Origin of the sequence: Pseudomonas sp. TKO26 (assembly GCF_003225665.1) — a bacterium.
GTDB classification, from domain to species: domain Bacteria; phylum Pseudomonadota; class Gammaproteobacteria; order Pseudomonadales; family Pseudomonadaceae; genus Aquipseudomonas; species Aquipseudomonas saponiphila.
Window position 1 is genome coordinate 199,531 of sequence record NZ_QKLN01000037.1, and the last position, 17,502, is coordinate 217,032.

At 59.0% G+C, this 17,502-nt stretch carries 15 protein-coding genes; 12 read left to right on the forward strand and 3 right to left on the reverse strand.

What is annotated here, in order from left to right; all coding sequences use genetic code 11:
- The first annotated feature begins 273 nt into the window (after window positions 1-273).
- From ihfB to DNK59_RS26660, 4 genes are all read left to right on the forward strand, one after another.
- Window positions 274-564, forward strand: a complete 291-nt coding sequence (gene ihfB, locus DNK59_RS26645; protein ID WP_016964088.1) for an integration host factor subunit beta — start codon at window positions 274-276, stop codon at window positions 562-564.
- Window positions 565-1,479: 915 nt separating this feature from the next.
- On the forward strand, window positions 1,480-2,499 hold the full coding sequence (locus DNK59_RS26650) for a glycosyltransferase family 4 protein (RefSeq protein ID WP_110725154.1): 1,020 nt from the start codon (window positions 1,480-1,482) through the stop codon (window positions 2,497-2,499).
- Between the two features lie 91 nt (window positions 2,500-2,590).
- Entirely contained in the window at window positions 2,591-4,585 is a 1,995-nt protein-coding gene (locus DNK59_RS26655) for a nucleoside-diphosphate sugar epimerase/dehydratase (protein WP_110725155.1), read from the forward strand.
- Between the two features lie 111 nt (window positions 4,586-4,696).
- Window positions 4,697-5,026, forward strand: a complete 330-nt coding sequence (locus tag DNK59_RS26660; protein WP_110725156.1) for a helix-hairpin-helix domain-containing protein — start codon at window positions 4,697-4,699, stop codon at window positions 5,024-5,026.
- A gap of 114 nt (window positions 5,027-5,140) precedes the next feature.
- On the opposite strand, the gene DNK59_RS26665 is transcribed toward DNK59_RS26660, so the two are convergent.
- The gene (locus DNK59_RS26665; protein WP_110725157.1) at window positions 5,141-5,701 is read right to left on the reverse strand and encodes a TetR/AcrR family transcriptional regulator; all 561 of its coding nucleotides are present in this window, start codon (window positions 5,699-5,701) and stop codon (window positions 5,141-5,143) included.
- A gap of 188 nt (window positions 5,702-5,889) precedes the next feature.
- Here DNK59_RS26665 and DNK59_RS26670 point away from each other — a divergent pair, with 188 nt between their 5' ends.
- Window positions 5,890-6,534, forward strand: coding sequence for a GntR family transcriptional regulator (locus DNK59_RS26670; RefSeq protein WP_110725158.1), 645 nt, complete (start codon window positions 5,890-5,892; stop codon window positions 6,532-6,534).
- A 24-nt stretch (window positions 6,535-6,558) separates the two neighbouring features.
- The gene (locus DNK59_RS26675; protein WP_110725159.1) at window positions 6,559-7,410 is read left to right on the forward strand and encodes a DUF1989 domain-containing protein; all 852 of its coding nucleotides are present in this window, start codon (window positions 6,559-6,561) and stop codon (window positions 7,408-7,410) included.
- A 43-nt stretch (window positions 7,411-7,453) separates the two neighbouring features.
- Here DNK59_RS26675 and DNK59_RS26680 read toward each other — a convergent pair whose 3' ends face one another.
- Window positions 7,454-7,621, reverse strand: a complete 168-nt coding sequence (locus DNK59_RS26680; protein ID WP_082729282.1) for a DUF2897 family protein — start codon at window positions 7,619-7,621, stop codon at window positions 7,454-7,456.
- Window positions 7,622-7,752: 131 nt separating this feature from the next.
- Complete coding sequence (eat, locus tag DNK59_RS26685) at window positions 7,753-9,117, reverse strand: ethanolamine permease (RefSeq protein ID WP_092312084.1); 1,365 nt, start codon at window positions 9,115-9,117, stop codon at window positions 7,753-7,755.
- Between the two features lie 332 nt (window positions 9,118-9,449).
- Between eat and kdpF the strand changes: the two genes are divergently transcribed.
- From kdpF to DNK59_RS26715, 6 genes are all read left to right on the forward strand, one after another.
- Entirely contained in the window at window positions 9,450-9,539 is a 90-nt protein-coding gene (kdpF, locus tag DNK59_RS26690; RefSeq protein ID WP_016964080.1) for a K(+)-transporting ATPase subunit F, read from the forward strand.
- Window positions 9,540-9,550: 11 nt separating this feature from the next.
- Window positions 9,551-11,245 carry a potassium-transporting ATPase subunit KdpA gene (gene kdpA, locus DNK59_RS26695; RefSeq protein ID WP_110725160.1) on the forward strand — a complete coding sequence of 565 codons (1,695 nt, stop codon included), beginning with the start codon at window positions 9,551-9,553 and terminating at the stop codon, window positions 11,243-11,245.
- A 10-nt stretch (window positions 11,246-11,255) separates the two neighbouring features.
- Entirely contained in the window at window positions 11,256-13,340 is a 2,085-nt protein-coding gene (gene kdpB, locus DNK59_RS26700; protein ID WP_110725161.1) for a potassium-transporting ATPase subunit KdpB, read from the forward strand.
- 95 nt (window positions 13,341-13,435) lie between these two features.
- Window positions 13,436-13,981, forward strand: a complete 546-nt coding sequence (gene kdpC / locus DNK59_RS26705; protein WP_016964077.1) for a potassium-transporting ATPase subunit KdpC — start codon at window positions 13,436-13,438, stop codon at window positions 13,979-13,981.
- Window positions 13,982-14,049: 68 nt separating this feature from the next.
- Window positions 14,050-16,701 carry a sensor histidine kinase KdpD gene (locus tag DNK59_RS26710; RefSeq protein ID WP_110725162.1) on the forward strand — a complete coding sequence of 884 codons (2,652 nt, stop codon included), beginning with the start codon at window positions 14,050-14,052 and terminating at the stop codon, window positions 16,699-16,701.
- A gap of 100 nt (window positions 16,702-16,801) precedes the next feature.
- Window positions 16,802-17,497: a response regulator gene (locus DNK59_RS26715; RefSeq protein ID WP_092312096.1), complete on the forward strand. Its 696-nt coding sequence runs from the start codon at window positions 16,802-16,804 to the stop codon at window positions 17,495-17,497.
- The last annotated feature ends 5 nt before the right edge of the window (window positions 17,498-17,502 follow it).

Below are 17,502 nucleotides of genomic sequence, written 5' to 3' on the forward strand. Positions count from 1 at the left end.
AGGCACGTGTTACGAGCTTGCTCAGCTTGGGTATAGGGTTGATGGATGCAAGGTCATCACCAAGTCCAGCGACGCCAGGGAGGATTACCCTTTTGGTTAGGGGGCGGCGGGTTACGATCGTGTGTCGATAGGGATAATTGGTATTTTTGGTTGCTGCTTCTTTTGCAGGGTGCTGAGTTTGTAGCTGCATTGCGCGTGGACTGTTCAAAACCTTCAGGGCGTGCTAAAACCTTTTGAGCACTGACCTAGCTGCTTGAAAAAGAAGGGAAAAATATGACGAAGTCGGAGTTGATCGAACGAATTGTCACCCATCAAGGGCTGCTATCATCCAAGGATGTCGAGTTAGCCATCAAGACGATGCTTGAGCAAATGTCGCAGTGTTTGGCTACCGGTGATCGGATTGAAATTAGGGGGTTTGGTAGTTTTTCGCTTCACTATCGGGCTCCTCGGGTAGGTCGTAATCCAAAAACGGGTCAATCAGTTAGTTTGGACGGAAAATTCGTTCCACATTTCAAACCCGGTAAGGAGCTTCGAGACCGTGTGAATGAGGAGGATGAAGGTTGATTTAACAGATGCGTAGTTTATATTTGCGAGTTTTTCGTGTTTTGCTTTTTATGGGGCTTCTATTTTGAGTGCTTGCTTAATTTAAAGGTTGTATTTTTTGTGTTTTATTGATTTGAGTGTTTTTTTGTTCTGCTCTATTTGTTTGTTCTGCGTATCTATTTTTATTTTTATTTGATGCGCAATGAGCTTTTTTGGATTATGCCATTGTCATGTGTTGATTTGAGTAAGGTGCCTTTGATAATCAATGATTTTGCGGTGTTAACCGATTTTTTAGAAGATGCTGTTGCTAAACGCTTGGCTGGTGTCTAGGTATATTGGTTCGCGGCTATTATATGTGGGTTGCTGTTGGTAGGCTGTACAGCTCCGACTGATAAGGTAAGTTTTACTACGGTTTAGGTCTAGGCTCTGTCGCATTGTGCTGCTGTTATACATGGGGTCTCATGTTTATATAGGTTTCGAGTTATCTGTTGAGCATAATGATTTTTGATGAAGTGGAGTGTTTAAGTTTGTATGGCTGGCGTAGTTTGGAGGGTGGGTTGTACTTGATTTTGTCTTGTCTTGCTTTGGTGTTCTTGGTGTTCTGAATCAAGTTTTCTATTCGTTGACGGGAATTGCCCATCAACGACGGCGTCAATATAAAAATATGTTGAGTGATGGTTTTTTTGTAGTGGGTGCAGTATCGTTTTTTCTGTTTTGTTGGGTGCGGTTTTTCTTGCTTTGAGTTTCTTAAAATAATTAATTTTTAGAAGTTTCTGTAGCTTCTGGTTTGAATTTTTTCCTTGCTGCTAAGTGGCGTCGGTGAGAAGGGAGTTGAATTACAATTTTGCATAATGTATGCGGTACCTAACTTCTTGTTCAAATGGAGTGTTTTTTCAGTTGTCGCGTTCTCATTCGGTTTTTGGGGTTTAAATATAAATGGTGATTTGGTGGCTGATGTCGGCGGTACTTGGTGTTTCGCTTTTTTTGACATGGGGCTTGCGGCGTTATGCACTAACTCGCAGCTTGATGGATATTCCCAATCATCGTAGCTCCCATTCAGTTCCTACTCCAAGAGGGGGGGGGGTAGCAATAGTCTTGAGTTTTCTTGCAGCAGCCCCGCTCCTAACACTTTTTGCTGATCTGCCTTTGTCATGTATATGGGCTCTATGGGGAGCAGGTGGGCTTATCGCTGTGGTTGGCTTTTTGGATGATCATGGGCATATAGCTGCTCGTTGGAGGCTATTAGCGCACTTTTCTGCCGCTATTTGGGCAATGTTCTGGTTGCGTGGTTTGCCACCAGTCCAGTTATTAGGGGCGGATTTCGATCTTTCCTGGGTTGGCCATCTTTTAGCAGTGTTCTACCTTGTCTGGATGCTTAATTTATATAATTTTATGGATGGTATTGACGGTATAGCCAGTGTTCAGGCAGTGACGGCATGCCTTGGTGCATGTCTTATCTATTGGTTGGCTGGCAATACATCTTTGATCTGGTCGCCGTTACTATTGGTTATGGCCGTTTTGGGCTTTTTGTATTGGAATTTTCCTCCTGCACGTATCTTCATGGGAGACGCGGGTAGTGGTTTTCTTGGTCTAGTTCTAGGGGTTTTGTCAATACAGGCTGCTTGGGTCTCGCCGCGTTTCCTTTGGGTATGGTTGATTCTCCTCGGCGTATTTATTGTTGATGCAACCTTTACACTGATGCGTAGATTACTGCGTGGAGATAAAGTTTATGAAGCGCATCGTAGTCATGCTTATCAGTTCGCATCGCGTCAGTTTGGTAGGCATTTACCTGTGACCTTGGCGGTTATGACAATCAATATTTTCTGGTTGTTGCCAATAGCCATTCTGGTGGGGCTCTTCGACATGGATGGTACTATAGGCACGGTGCTGGCTTATGCTCCGTTGGTTTTCCTTGCAGCTAGGTTTAATGCTGGCAAACCAGAGAAGATCGCCTGATAGTGGTCAATGTCATGGCCTGCCAAAGAGAGCTTTCCATTGGCGCTAAAACTTATATCGAGGGAAGGGGCTGGGGCTCATAGAAACGATTATGGATAAAATACGAACACGTCTCTTGAGGCTCCCGCGCCGACAAAAACGAGTCCTGCAAGTGATCACCGATATCTTTTTGGTATGGGCGGCATTGTGGATGGCGTTCGTTGTGAGGCTGGGTTTTGATGAACTCAGTAACCCCTTTGTTGTGCATTTCTGGCTTTTTGCCAGTGCCCCTGTCGTTGCTATTCCGTTATTCATCAGATTTGGAATGTACCGTGCGGTCATGCGTTACTTTGGGAACGATGCCCTCATTGCAATAGTCAAAGCGGTAACTTTGTCTGCATTGGTTCTTGCACTGGTTGTCTATCTGTACAGTAATCATCAAACCGTAGTGCCACGCTCAATCGTATTCAACTATTGGTGGTTGAGTATGGTTATGATCGGTGGGCTCAGACTGGTTATGCGTCAGTACTTTCTCGGAGATTGGTTCACGGCTGCTCAGCACGTACCGTTTACCAATCGTGATGATGGTTTGCCCAAAGTGGCTATCTATGGCGCAGGTGCCGCAGGTAATCAGTTAGTTGCGGCGTTACGATTAGGACGTCTTATGCGTCCAGTCGCATTTGTCGATGATGATAGTAGTATTGCCGATAGAATGATCGCCGGGTTGCAGGTATATAAACCCAAGCATTTGCAGCAAATGATCGACGATACCGGAGCGGAAGAGATACTTCTGGCCATTCCTTCATCAACTCGCAGTCGTCGTAGAGAAATTCTTGGTTTTCTTGAAGGCTTTCCTCTTCATGTCCGTAGTGTTCCCGGTTTCATGGATCTTGCCAGTGGTCGAGTGAAAGTAGATGACATTCAAGAAGTAGACATTGCTGATTTGCTCGGTCGAGACTCTGTTCCCGCTCAAGGGGATTTGCTGGCGCATTGCATCCAGGGACAAGCCGTCCTTGTAACAGGTGCTGGCGGATCTATTGGCTCTGAACTATGTCGACAGATTCTGAGTCTGAACCCTACTACGTTAATATTATTCGAGCATAGCGAGTTCAATCTTTACAGTATCTTGTCCGAGCTTGAACAGCGGCTAGCGCGTGAGGCGCGCACTGTAAAACTGCTTCCGATTCTAGGTTCGGTGCGTAACTTTGAGAAGTTGTTGTCGGTCATGAAGACCTGGAACGTCGCGACGGTCTATCACGCAGCGGCTTATAAACACGTGCCCATGGTGGAGCATAATATCGCGGAGGGCGTGCTCAATAATGTGATAGGCACACTCAATACCGCACAAGCCGCCTTGCAGTCAGGTGTTGCCAACTTTGTACTGATTTCCACTGACAAGGCTGTTCGCCCAACCAATGTAATGGGCAGCACCAAGCGTTTGGCGGAGCTCACTCTGCAGGCCTTAAGCAAAGAACTGGCTCCGGTGTTATTCAACGACCCGTCGAATATCTCAAGGGTCAATAAAACTCGTTTCACCATGGTGCGTTTCGGCAACGTATTGGGTTCCTCGGGATCGGTCATTCCGCTGTTCCACAAGCAAATCAAAGCTGGTGGCCCATTGACGGTTACCCATCCGAAAATTACTCGCTACTTTATGACCATCCCTGAGGCTGCGCAGTTGGTTATTCAGGCGGGTTCGATGGGGCAGGGTGGTGATGTTTTTGTGTTGGACATGGGCGAGCCAGTAAAAATTGTCGAGCTGGCAGAAAAGATGGTTCATCTCTCCGGGCTGAGCGTGCGCTCGGAAAAAAATCCCCACGGGGATATCGCCATCGAGTTTACCGGTCTGCGTCCTGGTGAAAAGCTTTACGAAGAGTTGCTGATTGGCGACAACGTAGTGGCTACTCAGCATCCGATGATCATGAGTGCCAATGAAGACCATCTGCCTTGGGAGTCGCTGAAGACCAAGCTCAGTGAGCTCCTTGTTGCGCTGGACGCGGATGATTATGCAAGGGTTCGCCAGCTGCTCCGTGAGACGGTGAGTGGCTATACACCGGATGGCGATATTGTCGACTGGGTTTACCAGCAGCACCGCCTCAAACCTTGAGCCTACATACGCAGTAACTCTCCCACCTTTGACTTGCCTCCCGCATCACCTAGGTTTGGAAGGCAGCTTCGGAAAAGCTGCTTTCCTTACTCGATGTCATGGAGCGTCACTATGCAAAACTCGTATTTCCTCTCTCTGATCTTTGCCTTCCTGGCCAGTCTTTCGCTTACCACTCAGGCGGCTCCTCTTGTCAAAGCGCCGGCCAGCTCTGCCGAAATCGTGGAGTTGGCAACTGCTCAAAGTGGCAAGGTCAATATCAATACCGCTGACCAGGCCGTACTCCAGCGCGAGCTCTTCGGTATTGGCGAGGCCAAGGCCAAGGCGATTGTTGCTTATCGTGAAGAGAACGGCCCTTTTGCTTCGGTGGATGAGCTGTTGGAGGTCAAGGGGATTGGCAAGACCATCCTGGAGCGCAATCGGGACAAGCTCGAGGTCAATTGATTTGATTCTGTAATCACCAGAGGCCGGACTTTCGCCGGCCTCTGGCATGTCTGAGGGCTTCTGGCTCGCAAGTGAGTCTGCGGCGAAGCCATGTTGAACCTGAAGCGGGCGGTGTTACTTACACTCCTGCTCCTTCAGCCCATTAGCGACAACATCCAGTATCTGCTCGGCCAATTCAGGGTTTTCCACGCTGCGCGAGAGCATCAGCGCACCCACCAGGGTCGACATGATCATCAGGCTGCGCTGCGCTTTGTTATCGCCTTCAAGGGTGCCTTCCAGTTGCGCAAGCCTGGTGTTCAGTACTGCATCGGTGATGGAGTTGGGTTGACCACGTTGGCCGAGCTCCGCGCTCATGGTCGGGAGCGGGCAGCCCAGATGGGGAGATGTCCGGTGCCATTCGGACAGGTAGTTGTCGATAAACGCCTGCAGCGGCTGCGCTTGTGCGAACAAGGTGGCGCAATGGGCATCCAGGTCTCGGGCGGCTGAGCTGAGTGCTTCCTCTACCAACTCGTCCTTGGATTTGAAGTGGGAGTAGAAACCGCCATGGGTCAAACCCAGGGCCTTCATCAGGGGTTGTAACCCGGTTGCACCTATTCCATCACGGCGAAAGCGTTCCGAAGCTTCTTTGATAATGCGTTGGTGAGTCTGGGCTTTATGGTCTGCTGAATAACGCATTTGAGAAACCTCCACATCTAGAGCGCCATTTTAACCAAGGATGGTCAGACAACGCCGCTCCTTCTTGTAAGCATTATCTGTATGTACAGCGTTCTGACAGGTGTTGCTGATCGGAACCTCTGGAGTATTTGGCACGATAGTTGTTTGTTGATTTATCAAAAGTTGTTGAACAATCCAGAGGCGCTTCCATGAGCAACGGTTTATCCCTGGCGGACCAGATCACCGTGGAACTGCGTGCAGACATCATCGGTGGTCGCTTGCTGCCTGGCATGCCGCTGGTGGAAAGTGAGCTGGTCAACAGTTACAACGCCTCTCGCAACACCATCCGTGAAGCACTGCATCGTTTGGGGCAGGAGGGCCTGGCCCTATATGTCCGGCATAAAGGTGTGGTGGTCCGCCGTCTTGGTCATGACGATATACGGGACCTGTTTCGGGTACGACGTACTCTCGAGTTGCAGGCAATCGCCAACGCCCGCCCCCTGCGTGGGCAGCAATCCGACCGCATGCTCGATGCCATCGAAGCGGCCGATCTGGCACGGGAACGTGAAGACTGGCGCGCCGTCGGTACCCATGGTTTGCGCTTCCATCAGCATGTGGTGGGGCTGCTGGATTCACCGTTGTTCGATGAGTTCTTCACCAATGTAGTCGCTCAGTTGCGCCTGGTGTTTTGCAACGCGCCGGACGAAGCGCAGTTTCAGGCACCCTGGCTAATGCGTGACCGGATCATTTACCAGTGGTTGGCAGAGGGGGACAGAACCTCCGCCGGCCAGGCCATGGAGACGTATCTGGACGACTCCGAGCGTTTGTTGTTGAGCATGTTCAGCCAATCCTGACGTTACTGAGCGAGGGCGATACCCATGTACAAAGACTATCCGGCGGCTTACCAGGTCAGTAAAGGTTCGGCGCTGCAGGTGGACACGGCGTTCTATGAACGTATTCGCGACAGCCGTGAGCTGCGCACGCTGGTCGAGCAGTTTGAAGTGCCGATTCGTACCGGGCGTGCCTGGAAGGTTCCCGCCGGGCATGTGTTTCGCGTCACCACTCCGGCAGGGCCGCAGGTGGGAGACTTCAACGTCTGGAATGCCAACGACCCGCGGGAAAGGCTATGGGCGGCCCGGACCCGGCAGTTGCAAGGGGCTCACGTCAGTACCCATGATCGACTCTGGTCGAACCTGCCTTTTCTTCGGCCTCTGGTCACCATCACCGATGACAGCCTGGCGAATTACGGCATTGATGAGCACGGCGGTCGCCTCCATGACCTGTTGGGTACCCGTTGTGATCCCTATGTGAACCGCATGCTCACCGGCGAGGACTTCCATCACCACTGTCACTCCAACCTGACCCGGGCGGTTCTGCCCCACGGGCTGACCGAGTTTGACGTGCACGATGTCTTGAACATCTTTCAGTGCACCGGCCTGAATCATGACGACATGTACTTCATGAAGGCCTGTCCGGCACAGAAGGGCGATTATCTGGAGTTCTTTGCCGAGATCGACTTGCTGTGTGCGTTGTCGACCTGCCCGGGCGGTGATTTGTCGCTACCGATGTGGGGCCCGGACGCCCAGGATCCCTTGAGCGTGTGCCGGCCGCTGGGCGTCGAGATATATCGCCTCGACGAAGCCTTGCTCGAAGGCTGGAGCCAGCCGCAGCGCGCGGCCTACAAAGGATTGCACGGCTTGCATATCGCCAAGGCCGAATGGGAACAGTAGGGCACGAAATAGCCCCTTCATCCGTAGGTGAAGGGGCTGGGGATTAACGATCTCGTGCTTCCTTGGCATCCATTTCCGCGTTGCGCTGCGCCACGCGTTTACGCTGCTCATCGGTCAACTCCACCTTGTTGGCGGTGTCGCGCAGCAGCATCAAGCCGCCGACGATCGAACCGATAGCAACCACCAGAATCAACCAGGCATACCAGGGCATAGGACTCTCCTTGAACGGCAGTTCCCGAGGACGAAGGTTCGTCCTCGGCACAGCCTGTAATGCTTTGAGTTAAAGCACGTCGCACGGGTTCCATTGTATGCCCTATTGCCCCGGCCAGAGGCGACCGATGCCTACAGCCCGGTGAGCATGGCGTCCGCCGGAGCATTGGCCCGCAGCTGTGCGGTGAGTTGGAAGTAGATAAAGCCCAGCACCATGAAAGCAAGGAAGATCAGGCCGATCAGGGCGTTGAACCAGGCCATGGCGACCAGGCACACCAGGGCCAGGACCAGGGCGATGCCCGGCACCAGCGGATAGCCAGGAGCGCGAAAGCTGCGTGGCAGGTTCGGCTCGGCCCGACGTAGTTTGAACAGGCTGAGCATGCTCATGATGTACATCACGATGGCGCCGAACACAGCCATGGTGATCATCGCCGCCGTCAGGGTCATGCCCCCCAGGTTGATCAGGCCGTCGCTGTAGATCGCGGCGATGCCGATCAGGCCGCCGGCGATGATCGCTCGGTGCGGTGTTTGAAAGCGCGACAGCCTGGCCAGGGAAGCGGGCAGGTAACCGGCCCGGGCCAGGGCGAAGAACTGCCGCGAATAGCCGAGGATGATCCCGTGAAAACTGGCAACCAGGCCAAACAGACCGATCCACACCAGCATGTGCAGCCAGCCGGAACTGTCGCCGACCACCGCCTTCATTGCCTGGGGCAGGGGGTCGTTGATGTTCGACAGGGTGCGCCAGTCGCCCACGCCGCCGGCGAAGAACATGACGCCCATGGCCAGCAGCACCAGGGTCAGAATGCCGCTGATGTAGGCCTTGGGAATGGTGCGCTTGGGATCCTTGGCTTCCTCGGCGGCCATGGCGGCGCCCTCGATGGCCAGGAAGAACCAGATGGCGAAGGGAATTGCCGCGAACATCCCGGCGATCGCCGGAGCTCCGAAGGTGTCGGCACCGGCCCAGCCATTGAGGGCAAAGTTGCTGAAGCTGAAGGCCGGGGCCACCACCCCCATGAACACCAGGAGCTCCGCCACCGCCAGTACGCAGACCACCAGTTCGAAGGTGGCCGCCAGTTTCACCCCGAGAATGTTCAGGCCCATGAACACGATGTAAGCGCCCACCGCGGCGTGCTTGGGGTCCAGCGCCGGAAACTGCACATTCAGATAGGCACCAATCGCCAGGGCAATGGCCGGCGGGGCGAAGACGAACTCGATCAGGGTGGCCAATCCGGCTATCAAGCCGCCTTTCTCGCCGAAGGCACGACGGCTATAGGCAAACGGGCCTCCCGCATGGGGAATGGCGGTGGTCAGTTCGGTGAAACTGAATATAAAGCAGGTATACATGGTGGCGACCAATAAGGAGGTCAGCAAAAAGCCCAGGGTCCCGGCTACCCCCCAGCCATAGCTCCAGCCGAAATATTCTCCGGAAATCACCAGGCCAACCGCGATTCCCCATAAATGCAGCGTGCCCAAGGTGGGTTTGAGTTGTGTGTTCATCGGTGGCTCCCTGAACGGTTGAAAGTGCTCGGGACAGGCCGCTGCAGCAGCCATGCCAGTCCGGCAACCCGCGTCGTAAAGCCGGGAAAGCTGTCGTATCGAGGATATTTCCCGGTTTTTCGCCGCTGATGCCCTGCCTCCCGCGCGGTCCTCGCGCTTCTTTTTGGGGCGCGGCCGCTGTTGGCCTCTCAGGCCCGTCCTGCCACCGTGCGCGCCAACCCAGTCTTTACGCTTTCTTTATGGGCTGCCCACCCCGTCGCTCTCGTTCCTTTACAGGGACCCTGCGGACAATGACGGCATTCGCGGCAATCGCCGTACCTCGGAGACATTCCATGAACATTCTGGACGCGGTGTCGCTGCTGCTGGCAGTGGGCCTGTTCGTTTATCTACTGGTTGCGCTGTTGCGCGCGGACCGGAACTAGGAGCTGCGGTTATGCACAGTTATGACTATTGGCTGATCCTGGCCTTTTTCGCCCTGGTGCTGTTGCCGGCGCCCTGGCTGGGACGTTTCTACTACCGGGTCATGGAAGGCCAGCGCACCTGGCTGACGCCGCTCCTGGGGCCGGTGGAGCGTGCCTGTTACAGGGTTTCCGGGGTCGACCCGCAAGTGGAGCAGAGCTGGCAGAAATACGCCCTGGCCCTGCTGGCGTTCAACCTTGCAGGCTTTGTCCTGCTGTTCGCCATCCTGCTGTTCCAGGATCACTTGCCGCTCAACCCGCAGAATCTTCCTGGGCAGGAATGGACCCTGGCGTTCAATACGGCGGTCAGTTTCATGACCAACACCAACTGGCAGTCCTACAGCGGTGAAGCTTCCCTGAGCTACCTCAGTCAGATGGTGGGCCTGACCGTGCAGAACTTCGTCAGTGCGGCCACCGGGCTGGCGGTGCTGGTTGCCCTGTGCCGCGGCATCGGCCGGCGTTCGGTTCGCACCCTGGGCAATTTCTGGGTCGACATGACCCGCGCGACCCTTTATGGCCTGCTGCCCCTGTGCCTGCTGCTGGCCCTGTTCCTGGTCTGGCAAGGCGTGCCTCAGACCTTTGCCCATTACGTGGACGCCCTGACCCTGCAAGGCAACGATCAGGTGATCCCCCTGGGCCCGGCAGCCAGCCAGATCGCCATCAAGCAGCTGGGCACCAACGGCGGCGGCTTCTTCGGTGTCAATTCGGCCCATCCGTTCGAGAACCCCAGCGCCTGGAGCAACCTGCTGGAGCTGGTGTCGATCATCCTGATTCCGGTGGCCCTGGTCTTTACCTTCGGCCATTACGTCAAGGACCTGCGCCAGAGCCGCGCCATCATCGCCTGCATGTTCGCCCTGTTCCTGATCGGCGGCGCCACCTCGCTGTGGGCCGAGTACCAGCCCAACCCGGCGTTGCAGAACGCAGCGGTAGAACAGACCGCCCCTCTGGAAGGCAAGGAGGCACGCTTCGGCACCACCGCCACGGTGCTCTGGTCGGTGACCACCACCGCAGCCTCCAATGGCTCGGTAAACGGCATGCATGACAGCCTCAACCCGCTCAGTGGCATGGTGGCGCTGATCAACATGATGGTCGGCGAAGTGATCTTCGGCGGCGTGGGGGCTGGTCTCTACGGCATGCTGCTGAACGTGCTGATCGCGGTGTTCCTGGCGGGATTGATGATCGGCCGCACTCCGGAGTACCTGGGCAAGAAGCTCCAGGCCAAGGAAGTGCAACTGCTGGTGGTGACCCTGATGGTGATGCCGATTGGCGTGCTGGTCCTGGGCGCCTTGGCCGCCAGCCTGCCGGGCCCGGCCGCTGCCATCAGCAACCCGGGGCCCCACGGCTTCAGCCAGTTGCTGTACGCCTACACCTCGGCCAGCGCCAACAACGGTTCGGCGTTCGGTGGCTTCAGCGCCAATACCCCGTTCCACAATCTGATGCTGGGACTGGGCATGCTGATCGGTCGTTTCGGCTACATCCTGCCGGTGCTGGCCCTGGCCGGCAGCCTGGGCTTGAAGAAAACCGCGCCCATCGGCCTGAACAGCTTCCCCACCCATGGCCCGTTGTTCGTGGCCTTGCTGACCGTGACCATTTTGCTGGTAGGGGGCCTGACCTTCCTGCCGACCCTGGCGCTGGGCCCGATCGCCGAACACCTGAGCCTGGGCTTCTGAGGACCTGATGATGAATATGCATGTTCCTGCCTCGAACAAGGCGGCCGATGCGCTCGCCAAGACCAAGCCGGCCAAGGCCGAGGCGTCGAGTACCGCAATCTCGGCCCTATGGCGTCCGGCGCTGATCCAGGCCTTCGTCAAGCTCGATCCGCGCCAGTTGCAGCGCTCGCCGGTGATGCTGGTGGTGGAGTTGACGGCGATCCTGACCACCGTGCTGTGTTTCGTGCCGGACACTGCGGTGCCGACTTTCGTTGCCGCCCAGATCGCCCTCTGGCTGTGGTTCACGGTGCTGTTTGCCAACTTCGCCGAAGCCCTGGCCGAAGGCCGGGGCAAGGCTCGCGCCGACAGCCTCAAGGCCGGCAGCGAGGGCTTGAGCGCCCGGCGCCGGAGCGCCGACGGCGGTTATCAGCTGGTGCCGGCGGCTCAGCTGCGCAAAGGCGATGTGGTTCGCGTCGAAGCCGGGGAAATGATCCCGGGGGACGGTGAAGTGATCGAGGGCATCGCCGCGGTCAACGAGGCGGCGATTACCGGTGAGTCGGCGCCGGTGATCCGCGAATCCGGAGGTGATCGTTCGGCGGTGACCGGCAATACCCGGTTGGTTTCCGACTGGCTGCTGGTGCGCATCACCAGCAACCCCGGAGAGTCGACCCTGGATCGCATGATCGCCCTGGTGGAGGGCGCCAAGCGGCAGAAGACGCCCAATGAAGTGGCGCTGGACATCCTGCTGATCGGCCTGACCCTGATTTTCCTGCTGGTGGTGGTGACCCTGCAGCCCTTCGCTCACTTCGCCAATGGCAGCCTGCCGCTGGTGTTCCTGGTGGCGTTGCTGGTGACCCTGATCCCCACCACCATTGGCGGCCTGCTGTCGGCGATCGGGATCGCCGGGATGGACCGACTGGTGCGCCTGAACGTGATCGCCAAATCCGGTCGCGCGGTGGAAGCGGCAGGGGACGTGCACGTGCTGTTGCTGGACAAGACCGGCACCATCACCTTCGGCAACCGTCGTTGCAGCGCCATCCACCCGGCTCCCGGGGTCAACGCCCGGGAACTGGCGGAGGCGGCCTTGCTGGCCTCCCTGGCGGACGACACCGCCGAAGGCAAATCCATCGTCGAGTACCTGCGTGAACTTTATCCACAGCCCGAGCCGGCCAGTGATGCGTTGACCGCCGTCCCCTTCAGTGCGGAAACCCGCCTCTCCGGCGTCGACTACCAGGGGCGGATCTATCGCAAGGGCGCGGTGGATTCGGTACTGAGCTTCGTCGGCCTTGAGCGCCGCGACCTGGCCCCGGCGCTGTCCCGGGAGATCGACAAGATCGCCCAGAGCGGCGGCACGCCGCTGCTGGTCTGTGGCGAAGGGCGGATGCTCGGCGCCATCCACCTCAAGGATGTGGTCAAGCCCGGCATCCGCGAGCGTTTCGCCGAGTTGCGCAAGCTGGGGATCCGCACCGTCATGGTCACCGGCGACAACCCGCTGACCGCCGCCGCCATCGCGGCGGAGGCCGGAGTCGATGATGTGCTGGCCGAGGCCACGCCGGAAAAGAAACTGGCACGCATCCGTCATGAGCAGAACGACGGGCGTCTGGTGGCCATGTGCGGCGACGGCGCCAACGATGCCCCGGCACTGGCCCAGGCCGATGTCGGCATGGCGATGAACGACGGCACCCAGGCGGCCCGCGAGGCGGCCAACATGGTCGACCTGGACAGCGATCCGACCAAGCTGCTGGACGTGGTGCAGATCGGCAAGGAGTTGCTGGTGACCCGTGGCGCCTTGACCACCTTCTCGATTGCCAACGACGTGGCCAAGTACTTTGCCATTCTGCCGGCGTTGTTCGCGGCGATTTATCCACAGCTGGGCGTGCTCAACATCATGCAACTGACCAGCCCGCAGAGCGCGATCCTCTCGGCGATCGTGTTCAACGCCCTGATCATCGTGGTGTTGATCCCCCTGGCGCTGCGTGGCGTGCGGGTCCAAGCGGCCAGCGCCGCCCACCTGCTGCGACGCAACCTGCTGATCTACGGCGTGGGCGGGATAGTGGTGCCCTTTGTCGGGATCAAGCTGATCGACATGCTGCTGACTGCGCTGCACCTGGTGTAGGCCGTCGCTGGCCGGCGCAGGACGCAGCAAGGTTTGCGGCCTGATCGCCGGCCAGCCGGCTCCTACATGCGACCGAATGAATCGAGGAATGAGAAATGACTAGCGTATTGCGTCCGGCCTTGAGCCTGATGGTGTTGATGACTCTGATCACCGGTGTGGCTTATCCGCTGGTGGTCACTGGAGTGGCCCAGGTGGCTTTCCCGGACCAGGCCAACGGCAGCCTGGTGCGTGATGCCGAGGGCAAGGTGCGGGGCTCGGCCCTGATCGCCCAGGATTTTGTCGGCGATGCCTGGTTCCATCCGCGCCCTTCGGCGGGGGCCTTTGCCACGGTATCCAGCTCTGCCAGCAACCTGGCGCCGAGCAACCCGGCCCTGGCCACGCGGGTGATCGACGATGCCCACAAGCTCCAGGTTCCGGGTCAGGGTCCAGTGCCTCTGGCCCTGCTCACCACCTCGGGCAGCGGCCTTGATCCGCACTTGCCACCCGAGGCAATTGACTATCAACTGGCGCGGGTCGCGGCGGCGCGCAATCTGCCGGCGGACAAGCTGCGGGCACTGGTGGCGGCACATACCCAGCGGCCCCTGGTGGGGCCGCCGGTGGTCAACGTGCTGACCCTGAATCAAGCCCTGGACCAGTTGTAAGCGCCGGCGCCCGTGGCAGCGCCTAGAGTGCCTGGTGAATTGAATGTTTCGTTGCAGAGAGATACCCCATGAGTGATTCCGGTCGCGCCGATGCGCTGCTCGCTGAACTGCCCCGCGACGGTCGTGGCCGGCTCAAGGTCTTTCTCGGTGCCGCTCCCGGCGTCGGCAAGACCTACGCCATGCTCCAGGCTGCCCACACGCAACTGCGCCAAGGGGTCAAGGTGCTCGCCGGGGTGGTGGAAACCCACGGCCGCGCCGAGACCGAGGCGCTGCTGGCCGGCTTGCCGCAGCAGCCCCTGGTGCGTTCGGAATACCGCGGGGTGATGCTCGAGGAAATGGACCTGGACGGCCTGCTCAAAGCCAAGCCCAAGCTGGTGCTGGTGGATGAACTGGCCCACAGCAATGCCCCCGGCAGTCGGCACGCCAAGCGCTGGCAGGATATTCAGGAACTGCTGGCGGCCGGCATCGACGTGTTCACCACGGTCAATGTCCAGCACCTGGAAAGCCTGAATGATCAGGTCCGCGGCATCACCGGGGTCCAGGTGCGTGAAACCCTGCCCGACTGGGTGCTGCAGGAAGCCTATGAACTGCTGCTGGTTGACCTGCCGCCACGCGAGCTGCTGGAGCGCCTGCGGGACGGCAAGGTCTATGTGCCGGAGCAGGCGCGGGCGGCCATCGATGCGTTTTTTACCCAGACCAATCTCACCGCCCTGCGCGAGTTAGCGATGCAGACCGCTGCGGCCCAGGTGGATAACGACCTGGCCCTGGGCTATCGCCAGCTCGGCCAGGCGGCGCCGGCGGTGCGCGGGCGTTTGCTGGTGGGCATTGATGGCGATGCCCAGGCCGAGCGCCTGGTGCGCCATGCCAGTCGCGTGGCCCAGCGTCGGCACCTGCCCTGGAGCCTGGTGCATGTGGACAATGGCCGGCTGCAGGACGAGCAATCGCGCCTGCGTTTGCAGGCGGCGCAGCAACTGGCTGAGCGCCTGGGCGGGGAGGTGGTGCTGCTGCGGGCCGGCGAGGTGGCCAAGACCTTGATCCAGCACGCCGCCGAACGGCGTGCCAGCTTGCTGCTGGTGGGGCAGTCCAGTCGTCGCTGGCGTCGGCGCTGGTTTGGCGGCGGCCTGGCGGCGCGCCTGTTGCGTAACGCCGAGGGCCTGGAGATCAATGTCCTGGACAGCGATCCCCTGCCGCATCAGCCGGGTTTGCGCAACCAGCATTCCCTGCAGTGGTTCGACTATGGCCTGGCGCTGTTGGCGACTGTTCTGGCCAGCGCCCTGGCCTGGGGTGTGGCCAGTGTCCTGCCGTTGCCGAACATCTCGCTGGTGTTTCTCGCCGCAGTCCTGCTGGTGGCGGTGCGCAGCAGCCTGGGGCCGGCCCTGGCCTGCGCCGCGCTGTCGTTTCTGGCTTATGACTTTCTGTTTATCCCGCCCAGTTTCTCGTTCGCCATCCAGCGTGAAGAGGATGTGCTGACCCTGTTGTTCTTCCTGCTGATGGCGGCGCTCACCGGCAACCTGGCGGCGCGCCAGCGGCGGCAGTTGCAGGCGTTGCGAGAAACCCAGGAGGAAACCGGGGAGTTGCTCGATCTGTCGCGCAAGCTCACCGCCGCTACCGATCGGCAGGCAGTGATCAGCGCCGCAGCCCAGCACCTGCACGGTCGCGATGAGTTGCGCATCTGCCTGCTCAATCGCGACGGGCAGGGCGGCTGGAAAGTCGAGACCGGTGGTTCGCTGCAGTTTTCCGAGGCCGAGCGGGCCGCGGCGGACTGGGCCTGGCAGCATGATCAACCGGCGGGCCTGGGCACCGGGACTCTGCCATTCGGACGCTGGTGGTGGTGGCCGCTCTCGGTGGACGACGGTCCCCTGGGGCTGTTGGGAGTGTGCCCCAGGGAAGGCGAGGAATTCAGCGGTCAGCGCCGGCGCCTGCTCACGGCCCTCAGCCAGCCCCTGGCCCAGGCCCTGGCCCGGGCGCGTCTGGCCGAGGACCTGGAGGCGGCGCGCCTGCACGGCGAAACCGAACAGTTGCGCAGTGCTTTGCTGGCCTCGGTGTCCCACGACTTGCGTACACCGCTGACGTCGATGCGCGGCAGTATCGACAGTCTGCTGGCGCTGGGGGAGGCGATCCCACTGGAAGATCGGCGCGAATTGCTCGAAGGCACGCGCGATGAAGCCGAGCGCCTGGATCGCTACATCCAGAACCTGCTGGACATGACCCGGCTTGGACATGGTGCGTTGAAGCTGGCCCGGGACTGGGTGGCGCCGGGGGACATAGTCGGCAGCGCCCTGAACCGTCTGCGGGTGGTGCTGGCGCCGTTGCGGGTGAGCACCGAGTTGCCGCCGGACCTGCCGCTGCTCTATGTCCATGCGGCCCTGATCGAGCAGGCACTGGTCAATGTCCTGGAAAACGCCACACGCTTCTCGCCGCCCCAAGGGCGTTTGCAACTGAAAGTCAGTGTCGCTGAGGGTGAGTTGAGCTTTGCCGTCAGCGACGAGGGGCCGGGGATTCCCGAGGAGGAGCGGGCGAAGATCTTCGACATGTTCTACACCTCCGCCCGCGGCGACCGTGGCGGACAGGGCACGGGCCTGGGGCTGGCGATCTGCCAGGGCATGGTCGGCGCCCATGGCGGGCATATCAGCGTCGCCGAAGGCATCGACGGCCAGGGGACTTGCATCACCTTGCACCTGCCGCTGCAGGCCCAGCCGGAGCTGGAGAACGATGTGTGACGAGCCGTGATCCGCAATGCTGCCAGCGCGTGCGAATGCCATTTGGATGTGGCGGGGCGTGCGCTACTCTTTTGCCTCTTATTTGCCTTGAATTGAACCCATGAGCCAGACCGCGACCATCCTGGTCATCGACGACGAGCCGCAGATCCGCAAGTTCCTGCGCATCAGCCTGGCGTCACAAGGATACAAAGTGATTGAAGCCGGAACCGGTGCCGAAGGCCTGGCCCACGCGGCGCTGAACAAACCGGACCTGTTGGTGCTCGATCTGGGGCTGCCGGACATGGATGGCCAGCAGGTCCTGCGCGAGTTTCGCGAGTGGTCGACGGTGCCGGTGCTGGTGCTTTCGGTGCGCGCCAGCGAAGTACAGAAGGTCGAAGCCCTGGATGGCGGCGCCAATGACTATGTGACCAAACCCTTCGGCATCCAGGAGTTCCTGGCGCGCATCCGCGCGCTGTTGCGCCAGGCGCCCGCCGGCGAGGTGCAGGAAGCGGCCTTGCAGGTGGGGCCGCTGACGGTGGACCTGGCCTATCGCCGGGTGCTTCTGGACGGTCTTGAAGTGGCGCTGACCCGCAAGGAGTACGCCGTGCTGGCGCAGTTGGCGCGGCATCCCGGGCGGGTGATCACCCAGCAGCAGTTGCTCAAGGACATCTGGGGACCGACCCACACCGAGGACAGCCACTACCTGCGGATCGTGGTCGGGCATCTGCGGCAGAAACTGGCGGACGACCCGACCCGGCCTCGTTTCATCGTGACCGAGGCGGGAGTGGGCTACCGGCTGTTGGGCGGTGATTGCTGAGCTGC